The sequence below is a fragment of the Terrisphaera buseokensis genome, from assembly GCF_047521145.2.
Taxonomy (GTDB): Bacteria; Verrucomicrobiota; Verrucomicrobiia; order Opitutales; family Opitutaceae; genus ER46.
Map to the genome: position 1 here is coordinate 4,237,802 of NZ_CM134186.1, position 12,861 is coordinate 4,250,662.

8 protein-coding genes are annotated in these 12,861 nt (G+C 66.9%); 5 read left to right on the forward strand and 3 right to left on the reverse strand.

Annotated elements, in window-relative coordinates; translation table 11 throughout:
• Positions 1-8: 8 nt before the first annotated feature.
• From ACLJEU_RS15845 to ACLJEU_RS15855, 3 genes are all read right to left on the reverse strand, one after another.
• Positions 9-806 (reverse strand): S1 family peptidase, encoded by a 798-nt coding sequence (locus ACLJEU_RS15845; protein WP_414661467.1) that lies wholly within the window; start codon positions 804-806, stop codon positions 9-11.
• Positions 803-2,887, reverse strand: a complete 2,085-nt coding sequence (locus ACLJEU_RS15850; protein WP_414661466.1) for a PDZ domain-containing protein — start codon at positions 2,885-2,887, stop codon at positions 803-805. The genes ACLJEU_RS15845 and ACLJEU_RS15850 overlap by 4 nt, the downstream gene beginning before the upstream one ends.
• 80 nt (positions 2,888-2,967) lie before the next feature.
• Positions 2,968-4,389, reverse strand: coding sequence for a UDP-N-acetylmuramate--L-alanine ligase (locus ACLJEU_RS15855; protein ID WP_414661465.1), 1,422 nt, complete (start codon positions 4,387-4,389; stop codon positions 2,968-2,970).
• A gap of 146 nt (positions 4,390-4,535) precedes the next feature.
• Here ACLJEU_RS15855 and ACLJEU_RS15860 point away from each other — a divergent pair, with 146 nt between their 5' ends.
• The 5 genes from ACLJEU_RS15860 (at position 4,536) to ACLJEU_RS15880 (ending at position 12,642) form a co-directional block, all read left to right on the forward strand.
• On the forward strand, positions 4,536-8,333 hold the full coding sequence (locus ACLJEU_RS15860) for a PAS domain-containing protein (protein ID WP_414661464.1): 3,798 nt from the start codon (positions 4,536-4,538) through the stop codon (positions 8,331-8,333).
• Positions 8,330-10,231 (forward strand): PAS domain S-box protein, encoded by a 1,902-nt coding sequence (locus tag ACLJEU_RS15865; RefSeq protein ID WP_414661463.1) that lies wholly within the window; start codon positions 8,330-8,332, stop codon positions 10,229-10,231. Before ACLJEU_RS15860 ends, ACLJEU_RS15865 begins: the two co-directional genes overlap by 4 nt.
• Complete coding sequence (locus ACLJEU_RS15870; protein WP_414661462.1) at positions 10,228-10,869, forward strand: response regulator; 642 nt, start codon at positions 10,228-10,230, stop codon at positions 10,867-10,869. The genes ACLJEU_RS15865 and ACLJEU_RS15870 overlap by 4 nt, the downstream gene beginning before the upstream one ends.
• 172 nt (positions 10,870-11,041) lie before the next feature.
• A complete protein-coding gene (locus ACLJEU_RS15875; RefSeq protein ID WP_414661461.1) occupies positions 11,042-11,968 on the forward strand; it encodes an HDOD domain-containing protein in 927 nt (308 codons plus the stop codon).
• Between the two features lie 14 nt (positions 11,969-11,982).
• Positions 11,983-12,642, forward strand: coding sequence for a PAS domain-containing protein (locus ACLJEU_RS15880; protein ID WP_414661460.1), 660 nt, complete (start codon positions 11,983-11,985; stop codon positions 12,640-12,642).
• The last annotated feature ends 219 nt before the right edge of the window (positions 12,643-12,861 follow it).

Sequence of the window (12,861 nt, forward strand, 5' to 3'; positions counted from 1 at the left end):
CGCCGCGATCAGCCGCCGGTCTTGACCGGGGCCGCCTGCGCCGCCGCCGCCTGCACCGACATCTCCGCGATGTCCGCCGACGGCAGCACCACAAAGCCGGTCATCCGACCGTTGGCGAAATTCTGGACTGTGATGCCGAGCACCTTGCCGTCCATGTCGAAGACCGGTGAGCCCGGATCCTGGAAGGTCAGCAGGTAGAAACGGCGGGGCTTTTCGATGATGCCGACGATTTCGCCGATGCGGACCAACGGTGCCCGCTGCAGGACCTTGGGCGCGCGGGCGATGTAGAAATAGTCGTTGAGCACCTTGCCCTCGGCCGCGTCGCTGAGTTTCACATGCGCGTACTCGCGGCCCGGCTCCGCCGTCTCCGGCGCCATGAAGGCGAGATCGAGATCGACGTCCTTCAACACAAACCGCGCCGGCACTTCCTTGCCGTCCGCGAAACGGAGCTTCACTTCCTTGAACTCCGCGCCGACCAGTTCCGGCACGCGTCCGCCCGGCTGGGCCGCGCGCATGGCGTCGAACTGCACCTGCGGATCCACGCCGGCGAGCGTCGTGACCGTCAGCCCGCTCGGTGAAATCACCGTGCCGTTGATCTCGATCCGCTGCTCGCGCGGCGGTGCCTCCTGATTCCCCATCTTGAGCTTCACCGTGACGACGAGTTCAATCCCGACCACGGCGTCCGCGTAACGTTTCACCAGCGCCCGGCCCGCCGCGGCCTGGGCCTCCGGCGCGGCGTGCGCGGAAGTGAGGCCCGTCGCGGCGACAATCGCGGCAAGAGCAAGGAGTGAGCACGAGCGGTTCATTTGGTTTTCGCAGGTTTGAGGTTGATCTCGACAAACAAAGTCTGACCGCGGCGGCGCACGAGCAGCACCCACCACGCCTTGTCGCTCGCCGCGGCCGCTTCACGCGCCGCGGTCAACTCGTCGACCGTCGTCACGGCGGTGCCACCGGCCTGCTCGATCACATCGTCAGCGCGAAGTCCGCCGAGCGCCGCCCAACCGGCGGGCACCGCGCTCTCGACCATCACGCCCTTCGCGCCGGGCGGCAGCTGCAGCCGCACCCGATCGTCAAAGGCGATGTCGCGGGCGGTAAACTCGAGCTGCGGATCCCGCCGGCGTTTCAACTCCGCCGCCGGAATGGGCTGCTGCTCCAGCGTCACCGGCACCTCGATTTTCTGGCCGTCGCGCCAGATGGCGAACACCGCCGTGGCGCTGTTCTTGTACTGCCGGATCTGGCGGGCCAGCACATCGGTATCCTCGGGCCGGCGGGCCGGCACGTCCACGCCATCGATGGCGACGATTACATCACCCACTTTCAGGCCCGCCGCTTCAGCCTGCGTGCCAGGATAGATTCGGGTGAGACGCGCGCCGCCTTCGACCTTGAGGCCGAGTTTCGCGATCAACTTCGCGGTGAGCGGCTGTGACGCCGCACCGAGCCAGGCCTTGCGCGCCTGCGGCGTGACGTTGTCCTCGGGAAACTCACGCAGCTCGACGACGGAGTTCAACACGGCACCGCCGCGGCGGATGCTGGCGAGCACGGCGCGTTTGCCGTCGGTCACGCCCTTGAGCAGTTCCTTCGTGACATCGCGGAGCTCGGCCACCGTGGCGACGGGCTTGCCTTCGACGGCGATGATGACGTCTTCGCGCCGCAAATTCGGTTCAGCCTGCCCGGAAGGTCCGGCCGGCTGGATGTTCTCGAGCCAGACGCCGGTGAGATCGGGGAGACGTTCCTCGCGGGCGAGTTTCTGTGTCAGATCGCGGACGACCGCGCCCCAACTGCGCAATTCGACGTCGTCGGACTGGGCCGGCTCGCGCGGCGCGAGCGCGATGCGCGCCGTCTGTTTCACCCCGGAGCGCACGTACTCGACCGCAAATTCGCTGGCCGGCAGCCGCGCAGCTTCGAGGCGGTTGAAATGCGCGACCGCCCGCTCCTCCCCGCCTTCGATCGCCTGGCCGTCGCCCGCGAGAATGAGATCACCCGGCTTCATGCCGGCCTTGGCCGCCGGAGAGTCCACCGCGACATCGCTGACCACCACACCCGCGCCCGCGCCGTCGGCTTCGAGCCGCGGCTGCACGGAAAGACCCGACCAGCCGCGAATCACGCGGCCGTGTTTGACGATGCTGTCCGCCACGACGCGCGCCACGTTCGAGGGAATCGCGCCGCCGAGATTGAAGACGCCAATTTCGTTGATGCCGACAATCTCACCGCGTTCGTTCACCAGCGGTCCGCCGCTGTTGCCGCCGAAAATCTGGGCATCATGCAGAATCCAGCGGACAAGCGTGCCGACATTTTCTCCCCGCAGGAAAAAGCGTCCCGCCGTCTGCTCCGGCAGCACCATCGAGGGATTGGCCACCACCCCGCGCGTCACCGACTGGGCGAGAAAGCCGGGACTGCCCAGTGCGAACACCACGTCGCCCGCGCGCAGACGATCGGAGTCGGCAAACGAGGTCACCACCAGCGGCACCGCACCCGGGGGGCGTTGCGACAGATCCAATTTCAACACCGCGAGGTCGGTGAGCGCATCCTGGCCGAGACTCTTCGCATCCACGTGCGAACCATCGAACAGGTAGCACCGAAAATAATCCCCGTCCTCCGTCACATGGCAGTTGGTGACCACATGACCTTCGGCCGAAATGATCACGCCGCTGCCCGCAGTCCACTGCTTCGTCAGACGTCCATCACTCGGCCGCAGGCGGATGACCTCAATGCGTACGATCGAGGGAAACACGCGCGCGAGCATGGGATCCTCGGCCGGAGTGGACGCCGCCGCGGCCGCAACTGCCGGCTGGGCCCCGGCTCCGGATCCAAGGGCGAAGGCGGCGATCGCCAGCCAGGCCAACCGGCGCGTCAACAACGTCACTCTTCGTGGGGACAGGAAGTGCATAGGTGGAAACTCGGGGTCCTGCGACAGAGGCCATACCCCTCGCTGACGCAAGCGGCAAAGCGCGATGACGCGGCAGAGCGTCACTGCACGGCGGCGACGTATTTCCCGATGATGCCGTCGAAGCTGCCGTTGGTGAAGAAGGCCACGACCCGTGGCTTGCCGCCCTGACTGCCGGCCGTCTGGGCGACGAGCCGATCGAGGAGTGCGGCGTTGGTCGGAGCGGCGTGGGCCGTGACGCCCTGGGTTTCCAGCTGCTGCACGACGGCGTCAGGATCGAAACGCTCTTCCGCGGTGAGTTTCTCCGGGCGATTCACCGGGCCGAGGTAAACCTCATCGGCCAGCGCGAGTGCGCGAAGAAATCCCGCCTGCATGGCTTTGGTCCGGGCGGTGTTGCTGCGCGGCTCGAACACCGCCGTGAGCACCGTGCCGGGAAAGCGGGCGCGAAACGACAGCAGCGTTTCAGCCAGGGCCGTGGGATGATGGCCGAAGTCCTCGATGACCGTGAAGCGATCGTTGCGCAGCAGGATCTCCTGGCGCCGCTTGACGCCGCGAAACTGCGTCAGCGGCGCGAGACTGAGCCCCGTGGGATTCGCGGGATTGATCGCCAGTCCGGCGGCGGTCGCGGCCATGGCGGCGTTGCGTGCATTATAGATCCCGGAGAGCGACCAGTGCACGCGGCCCCACGGCTGGCCGCGCCAGCGCAGTTCGAATTCGGTGCCGGCGGGCGTCTCGGTGAAGCCGGCGATCTGCACGTCGTTGCCAACGTCGAGCCCGACGCGCACGACCCGCGTCCACGCCATCGCCCCGAGGGCGCGGAGATTCACGTCGTCACCGTTCATCACGACAAAGCCATTCCGCGGCACGATGCGCACCAAGTGCGTGAACGTCCGCTGCACGTCCGCGAGGTCACGAAAAATATCCGCGTGATCGAACTCGAGATTGTTCAGCACCGCGATGTGCGGTGCGTAGTGGATGAACTTGCTGCGCTTGTCGAAGAAGGCGCTGTCGTATTCGTCGCCCTCGATCACAAACGGATCGCCGGGCGCGCCCAGGTGCGACCCGACGGGCGGATCCTGCGGCACGCCGCCGATGAGAAAGCCCGGATCGCGGCCCGCCGCGCGCAGCAGAAACGCCGTGAGCGCCGTCGTGGTCGTCTTGCCATGCGTGCCGGCGATCACGAGGTTGCGGCGCCGCTGCAGCACGAGGTCGTGCAGCATCGCGGGCAGCGACGTGAACGCGAACGCGCGCGTGTCGAGCAGCCATTCCACCTCGGGATTGCCGCGGGACATCGCGTTGCCGATCACCACGAGGTCCGGCGCGAGCCGCTCCAGGCGCGCGGGATCGTAGCCTTCGTGGAGCGTGATGCCGGCGGCGGCGAGGACGGTGCTCATGGGCGGATAGACGTTGCTGTCCGCGCCCGACACCTGGTGACCCGCCGCGCGCGCGAGCAGCGCCGCGTTCCCCATCGCCGTGCCGCAAATGCCCATGAAGTAGAGGACCATCGTGCCATTACTGTTTCGAAGGCCCGTCCGACGGGCAAGCCCGGCTCGTGTCACCGACCGCCGCGACGGACCAGGCGGAGTAATTTAGTTGGCCCTCCCGCGCGAGCGGTCATCCTGCACCCGTCCCCTTCATCAACCCCTGGCGCATGTCGAATCGTTCGAACATTTTTCTGTTTCTCGTCCTTGCAGGAATCGCCGTCGCGGGCTCCACGGGCCTCGCTTGGAGCGCGCAGCTCGGGGGAGACCCGCAGCCCGCGTTCTTGAAACCAGTCCTGCTGGCCGGCGGTGGCATCGCGCTGGTGGCTTTGGCGCTGGCCGGATTTTTCCTGCGCCGGGAACACCGCGGCGACATCGCAAGCGCCACCCCAGGCTCCGCGGCCGCACTGAAGACCAGCGATCAAGAAATCCGCGACCGCGCTGAGCTGCTCTCCTCGATCAACTCCAACCTGTCCGGCACCTGCGTCTATCGCATGGTCTATCATGTCGACGGTCGGATGGAGTGCCCGTACATCAGCCCGAACATCGAGGAGCTGATCGGCATTCCGGCCGACGCCTTCCGCGCCAATCCGCCGCAGATCTTCGATTTCATCCACCCGGCTGATCTGCCCGGTTTCCAGCAGACGATTCGCGACGCGCTGGCCAGCGGGAAGATTGCGTCGATGACGACCCGCATCCGGAACGCCCACGGTGGCTACATCTGGACGCATTTCAGCTCCCGCCTGCTGGAGCGTCGCCCCGACGGAGCCCAAGTCCGCGACGGCATCGCGGTGGATGTCACTCACCTGAAGGCAGTGGAAGCCGAACTCCGGACGGTGCGGCAACGACTGGAACTTGCGTTGCGCGCCTCCAACGCGTGCACTTGGGATGCGGAAATCGCCGCGAACCGCGTCACCCTCGATCCGATGTGGCAGGAAATGCGCGGCTTCCTCCCCCGTCCCACCGTCACCACCTGGCGACGGCTGATATCGTCTGCGAATCCCGAGGATCGAGCCGACATCTCCCGCGAAGTCCGGCGCGCCGTCTACGGCGAAACCGACGAGTATCGCGTCGTGCAGCGCATGGCGACCGCGAGCGGCGGCTGGAACTGGATCATGAGTCACGGCCGGGTCACTGAGCGCGACCCCGCGGGCCGCGCGTTGCGGATGATTGGGACCAATACCGACATCACCGCCCGCAAGGCCGCGGAGGATGACGTGCGCCGGCTCAACGCCACGCTCGAACGCCTCGTCATCGATCGCACGGCGGCGCTCGCCGCGAGCACCGTGCAACTGGCCAAGTCCGAGCACCTTTTCCGCAATCTCGTCGAGAACATCGACCAGTGTTACTTCGTCACGAACCGGCAGCATCAATTCACCTACTGCAATCCCGCCGTGGCGGCGATGATCGGCGTCCCCGAGCGCGAGCTCATCGGCACGTCTCTCCTGCGGATCATCACCGATGAGGACCGGCCGCGGGTGATGACCGAATGCGAAAACCTCATCCGCGACGGCGTGGCGGCGGCGACGCTGGAGTTCCGCATCAAGGCGCGGGAAGGCCGGGTGCTCTGGGTCGAACTCGCGAAGAATCTGGTGCGCAACAGCAGCGGCGAGGTGACGGAGTTCCGTCACGTGATGCGTGACGTCTCCGCCCGCAAGGCCGCGGAGACGTTGCTGCGCCAGAGCGAAGGCCGCCTGGCCCACGCGCTCGACGCCACCCGCGACGGGGTCTGGGACTGGAACATGAAGACGGGACATGTCTACTTCAGCCCGCAGTGGGAACGCCTGCTCGGCTACGCACCCGGCGAGGTCCCGCAAACGGTCGAGTTTTTCTATACCGTGCTGCATCCCGACGACGTGCCCCGCGTCAAACACGTCCTCGCGGAACATTTTGCGGGCCGCATCCTGATCAAGCAGCATGAAGTCCGCCTCCGGTTGAAGACGGGCGAGTACCGGTGGTTCTACGATCGCGGCAAGGTCGTCGAACGGGACGAGGCCAACGAGCCTGCCCGGATGGTCGGCACGATTACCGACATCACCGAAAAGAGAAAAGCCGATCTGCGCGTCACCACCTATGCGCGGCTGGCCCACGAGTTGAGCAACTCCAACTCAATCGAGAGTGCCGGACGCAAGATCACCCAGGCGGCCGACGAACTGATCGGCTGGGATTCGGCCGAACTGGTGATCCTGGACGAGAAAACGCACACCTGCCGGCCGGTCGTGAACATCGACCTCGTCGACGGGGTGAAGCGCGAGGTCCCGTCCGCCCGTGACGGGCTGGAGCCGTCGCCGCGCATGCGGAAGACAATCGTGGAAGGCGCGGAACTGATCCTCCGCCGCCATCCCGCCGACCGCGTCGAGGGCATGGCGCTCTTCAATACCACGACCCGGCGCTCCGCGTCGCTGATGTTCGTCCCCATCCGCGACGGCCACACGACGGTCGGCACGCTGGCGATCCACTCTTACCAGGCCGACGCGTACCAACCGGCCGACTTGGAAACGCTGCAGTCGCTCGCGGATTATTGCGGCGGCGCGCTGTCGCGCATCTTCAGCCGCGAAGCCCTGGACGCGAGCGAATCACGCCTGCGCGAGGCCCAGGCGATCTCGCACATCGGCAATTTCAACTGGGATGCGCGCACCGACGTGGTCAGGTGGTCCGACGAGCTGTACCGGATCTACGGCCGCCCGCTGACCGGCTTCGATCCCTCGGTCGGGGAGTATATCGACGCTGTGCATCCGGATGATCGGGCGCGGGTCATCGCGACGCTGGAAGACGCCAAGACCCGGCTCGCGGACTACGACCACGATTACCGGATTGTGCTGCCCGACGGCCAGGTCCGCTGGGTCTATGCGCGCGGCCATCCCGTCGTCGGGGAAGGCGGCAGGCTGATCGGTCTTGAAGGCACCTGTCAGGACATCACCGAACGCAAACGGGCCGAGGAGTTGCTCCGCCTCAGCGAAGAGCAGCAGGAACTCGCGCTCGCGGGCGCGGGCCTCGGCCTCTGGGACTGGGATGTGCAGAGCGGCAAGGCGGTCTTCGACGCCCGCTGGTGCGGGATGATTGGATACGCCATCGACGAACTGCGGCCCGACGCCAGCACCTGGTACTCGCTGATGCATCCGGAGGATCTGCCGGGTGTGCGGGCCGTGCTTGAACCGCATTTGCGGGGCGAAACCGTGAACTACGAAACCGAGTTCCGCCTGCGCCACAAGAACGGCCACTGGCTCTGGATTCTGGCGCGGGGCAAGGTGGTGGAGCGCGATGCCAGCGGCACGGCCCGGCGCATGGCGGGCACGCACATGGACCTGACCGAGCGCAAGGAATCCCAGGAGGCGCTGCAGTCCCTGCTGAAGGAGAAGGAGGCGTTGCTGAAGGAGGTGCACCACCGCGTGAAGAACAACCTGCAGGTCATCACGAGCCTGCTGCGGCTCGAGGCCGCGCGTGGGGCCCAATCGGATACAAAGGCCACGCTCATGGCCATGCAGGGGCGCATCCGCTCCATGGCGCTGCTGCATGAGTCGCTCTACCGCTCCGGCATGTTCGCGGCGGTGGATCTGGGCGCCTACCTGCGGCAGATCGCGACCCAGTCGTTCCGCTCGCTGGTGCCCACGCCCTCCCCCATCCGGCTCGAGCTGGATCTCGTGGCCGTGCACGTCGGCATGGACCACGCCATCCCCTGCGGGCTGCTGGTCAACGAACTCATCGCCAACTGCCTCAAGCACGGTTTCCCCGATCAGCGGGCGGGCGAAGTGCGCGTCGAGCTGCACCGGTGCGAGGGCGACGGCATGCTGCGCCTGCGCGTGAGCGACACCGGCGCCGGCCTGCCCGCGGATTTCGCCGAGCGGCGCGGCGATTCGCTCGGACTGCAGCTCGTCTCCGATCTGGCCCTGCAGCTCCAGGGCACGCTCGAGATTGGAGCCGGACCGGTCGCGACGTTCACCATCACCTTCTCGCCGGACTCCCTGTGAAACGACATCATCCCGCCCCGCCGCCCGCGCCCCGGCCCGAAGACGCCGGGAAGTACCGGATTCTGGTGGTGGAAGACGAGGCCGTCGTGGCCCGCGACGTGCAGATGCAGCTCAGCGAAATGGGCTACCTGCCCGTCGGCCACGCGACGCGTGGCGAGCAGGCGGTCACGCTGGCCGGCGAAACCCGGCCGGATCTCGTGTTGATGGACATCCAGCTGGCGGGCGGCATGGACGGCATCGCGACGGCCCAGGCGATTCGCACGCGCCACGGCATCCCCATCATCTTCCTGACGGCCTACGCCGACGACAGCATGCTGGCCCGGGCCAAGCTGACCGATCCCTGCGGCTACCTGCTGAAGCCGTTTTCCGAGCGGGATCTTCGCACCGCGCTCGAGATGGCGCTGTACAAGCAAAAGACGGACGCCCAGCTCCGCGCCAGCGAGGAGCTCTACCGCAATCTCACCGCGCAGCTGCAGGTTGGAGTCGTGATCCACGCTCCGGATACGTCCATCATCCTGAGCAATCCGAAAGCCGCCGAGTTGCTCGGCATGTCGGACGACCAGCTCCGTGGTCGCTCCTCCATCGATCCCGCCTGGAATGTCGTGCGCACCGACGGCACTCCATTTCCCGGCACCGAGCACCCGGTGGCGGTTGCGATCGCGACGCGCCGGCCGGTCCGCGATGTCGAGATGGGCGTGTTTCGCCCACCGACGCAGGATCGCGTCTGGCTCCTCGTGAACGCGGATCCGCAATTCAATCCGGACGGCAGCATCCGCCAGGTGATCGTGAGCTTCGCCGACATCACCGCGCGCAAACAGGCGGAGGGGCAGCTCCGGGTGAACGACGTCGTGCTCAGGGCCGTCTCGCAGGGCGTATTCATCACCAGCCCGGATCGGCAGATTGTATCGGTCAACGATGCATTCGTGGCCATCACCGGCTACGCGAAGACGGAGATCGCGGGAAAGGACTGCCACTTCCTGCAGGGGCCGCTGACCGATCCGCGCACGGTGTCGGCCATCAACCTCGCGCTCCGGCACGCGGTGGAGTTTTCCGGCGAGATCTACAACTACCGCAAGGACGGCACCGCCTTCTGGAATGAATTCACCTTTTCGCCGGTGCGCGATGAACACGGCCAGCTGACGCATTACATCGGCGTCACGCGCGACATCACCGAGCGCAAGCGGGCGGAGGACATCCTGCGCGCGTCGCGCGAACAGCTGCGCGCCTTCGCCCAGCGGCTCCAGGTCATTCGCGAGGAGGAGCGGACCCGGATCGCCCGCGAAATCCACGACGTCCTGGCCCAGGAGTTGACGCGCCTGAAACTGGATCTCGCCTGGCTCGGCCGCCGCATCGCGCATCCGGTGGACGAAGGGACGCGGACGGAACTGGCGCAGAAGCTTTCGTCCATGATCGAACTCGCCGATGTCACCCTCGAGTCCGTGCAAACGCTGGCCACGGATCTCCGGCCGGTGGTGCTCGACAGTCTCGGGCTCGGACCGGCCCTCGAATGGCTGGCGGAGGATTTTCAGCGCCGAACCGGCATCCCGTGCACCGCGGGCGTGGCCGCCGCCCTGCCCCCGGTCGAACGCGCCCAGGCCACTGCGCTCTTTCGCATCGTGCAGGAGAGCCTGACGAACGTCATCCGTCACGCGGCGGCAAAGCGCGTTGAGGTCACGCTCGCTTCCGAGCACGGGCGCTTGCGGCTGGAAGTGCGCGACGACGGCCGTGGCATCACGCCGGAGGAACTCGAAAATCCGAAATCGATCGGCCTGCTCGGCATGCGGGAGCGCGCGGCCCTGCTCGGCGGTGAGACGGAGATTGCACCCGCGCCCGGCGGCGGAACAGTGGTGCGCGTCACCACACCGCTCGCCGCCCCCGCGGCGGCCCCGCTTCCATGAAAATCCTCATCGTCGACGACCACACCCTCGTGCGCCAGGGCCTCAAGCAGTTGCTGATCGACGAACTCGAACGGGCCGAGATCGCCGAGGCGGCGAACGCCTCCGAGGCCATCGATTTGGTCAGCCGCAAGAAATGGGACATCATGGTCCTCGACATCAACATGCCCGGCCGGAGCGGGTTCGAGGTCCTGCAGGAAGTAAAGCAGCGCCAGCCCAGGCTGCCCGCGCTCGTGCTGACGGCGTATCCGGAAGATCAGCTCGCCGTCCGCGCCCTCGAGGCGGGCGCCGCGGGATTCGTCACCAAGCAGTCCGCCAACGAGGAACTCGTGCTGGCACTGAAGAAGGTTCTCGCCGGCGGCAGCTACATCAGCGCCACCCTGGCGGAAAAAATCGCCGGACGCATGCGGCAGGGCCTGGAAGCCGCGCCGCTCGAAAGTCTTTCCCCCCGTGAATTCGAAGTGATGACGAAGCTCGCGACCGGCCGTTCGCTGAAGGAAATCGCCGAGGAACTTTCCCTGAGCGTGAAGACCGTCAGCACCTTTCGCTCCCGGGTGCTCGAAAAGCTGGGCCTGCAAAACAACGTCGAGCTCGCCCACTACGCCGCCGAACGAGGCCTGATCGGCCGCCTGCCCGCCTGACGGCGGCGGCTTCAGCCCGAGCGCCGGGCGCCGCGTAGTCTTTTGCCTACGCAGCGGAAGGTCGACAACTGAGGCGAGGTTCCGCCTAACACCGATTGGCGGCGCGACCTCGCGCGCCGATAGGAAACGACGCCCGTGTGAATCCGTCTGCGGGCCAACGTTCCACCATCGCATGATAAGTCCCACCCGGTTGTCAGCTGAGGCCCTGGTCCAGGGCGCGCGCACGCTGCAGGCCCCGTCGGCCACGGTCGTGCGGCTGTTGACGCTCCTGGATCAGCCGGAAGCGGACTACGACGAGGTCATCGCGGTCGTCTCGCGGGATGTCGTGTTGAGCGCCAAGCTCCTCGCCGTCTGCAACTCCGCGATGTACGGTCTCGCGCGGCCCGTCGCCTCCCTCGACCACGGCGTGCTCTATCTCGGCTTCGGTGAAATCCACCGGCTGGTCATGGCCTTGAGTTTCGGTGGCTCGATTGGGGTGGAGCTCCCCGGCTACGACATGGCGGCCGGGACCCTCTGGCAGCATGCAATCGTCACCGCGTTGCTGACGCCCCGGGTGGCGGCGGTGGCGACCAGCACGGGGGCCGACACCTCGATCGCCTACACCGCGGGTCTGCTCCATGACATCGGCAAACTCGTGATCGGCCAGGCGATCAGCGCCGACGCGCGCCATGCCCTTCACGAACGGGTGCGGTTGGGCGGACTCACGCTGATCGATGCGGAGAAGGAGGTCATCGGCTGCGACCACGCGGAGGTGGGCGCGACCCTGCTGCGCAAATGGCGTCTCCCGGAGATCATCGTCGAGGCGGTCGCCGCCCATCATCGTTTGCCCGCAACCGGAGGTGCCAGTCTGGCCGCCGTGGTGCATGTCGCCGACGCCCTCGCCCACCAATCCGGCGCGTCGCCCGGTTGGGAAAGTTTTGCCGTCATGCATGACGCGAGCGCAGTCACCACGCTGGGCCTCTCGGACGCCACGCTCGAACGCCTTGCCCTCACCGCCCTCGAATGTCGCGACGAGGTCGCGCGCCAGCAATCGGCCAGCGGCGTTCGTCCGCGATCGCCAGCGCCCGCGACCGCGGTCGTGGCAGGCGCTGCATTCTAAGTCTCACCGTCACCATGAATTCGCCGCACTTTCCCTCCTTTGCGCCCGCCGAACTCGTGCCCGGCGCGGTTGCGATTCGCCGCAACGATGACGCCCCACGCCTGCAACCGGAAGCGTCGTCCGTCGCTGGAGCCGCCGGCGTGACGAGTAAAACCGCCTGCCATGGCGTGGTCCTCACCGGTCCCGACCGGATCGTTCGCACCATCAACGCGGCGTTCACGGCAATCACGGGTTACACCAAGGCGGACATGGTCGGGCAGACCTGCAGGATCCTCCAGGGACCGCTCACGGACCCGCGGACGCTGGGAGCCATCCAGCGCGCGTTGACCGACGGCACGGAGTTCACCGACCGCATCCAGAATTACCGCAAGGACGGCTCGACGTTCTGGAATCACCTTTCGATCTCGCCGGTGCGCAACACCGCCGGACTGGTCACGTACTACATCGGAATCGTGCGTGATCTCGACGCCCCCAACGGTACCGCGGCCGTCCCGTACGCCGAAAGCAGCGACGCCGGTGCGTCCACTCCGATCAATTCCGAGCGCCAGCTGCAGGGACTGTCCGCACACACCGCGCACCTGCCGTCGGCCAGCTGGCCGGGCACGTGGATCGCCGGCGCCGCGCACACGTGGGCCGGAGCGTTCGGTCTCAACGTCGGTCGTATTGCCGCGTAGCCAGCACCTTTCAGCTGCCCGCGCACGACGCGTCCGTTCGCGTCAGTTGCGGGCGCCGTTCTCTCTGTTTCCTGCGCAGTCCGCGGGCGAAACCCGCCGGACGCGGACCATGGCAGCCCAGTGTTGATCGCAAGGGGAACCGGGCGGTTCCAGGCGCTGCAACAATCTGATGTCGCCGGCCGCCGGACGGCACGCAGCTCCACGATCAGTTACTTTGCG

Coding starts and splice junctions, on each gene's coding strand:
- ACLJEU_RS15880 (WP_414661460.1), top strand. CDS start 11,983: ATGAATTCGCCGCACTTTCCCTCCTTTGCGCCCGCCGAACTCGTGCCC.
- ACLJEU_RS15850 (WP_414661466.1), bottom strand. CDS start 2,887: ATGCACTTCCTGTCCCCACGAAGAGTGACGTTGTTGACGCGCCGGTTG.
- ACLJEU_RS15870 (WP_414661462.1), top strand. CDS start 10,228: ATGAAAATCCTCATCGTCGACGACCACACCCTCGTGCGCCAGGGCCTC.
- ACLJEU_RS15875 (WP_414661461.1), top strand. CDS start 11,042: ATGATAAGTCCCACCCGGTTGTCAGCTGAGGCCCTGGTCCAGGGCGCG.
- ACLJEU_RS15860 (WP_414661464.1), top strand. CDS start 4,536: ATGTCGAATCGTTCGAACATTTTTCTGTTTCTCGTCCTTGCAGGAATC.
- ACLJEU_RS15845 (WP_414661467.1), bottom strand. CDS start 806: ATGAACCGCTCGTGCTCACTCCTTGCTCTTGCCGCGATTGTCGCCGCG.
- ACLJEU_RS15855 (WP_414661465.1), bottom strand. CDS start 4,389: ATGGTCCTCTACTTCATGGGCATTTGCGGCACGGCGATGGGGAACGCG.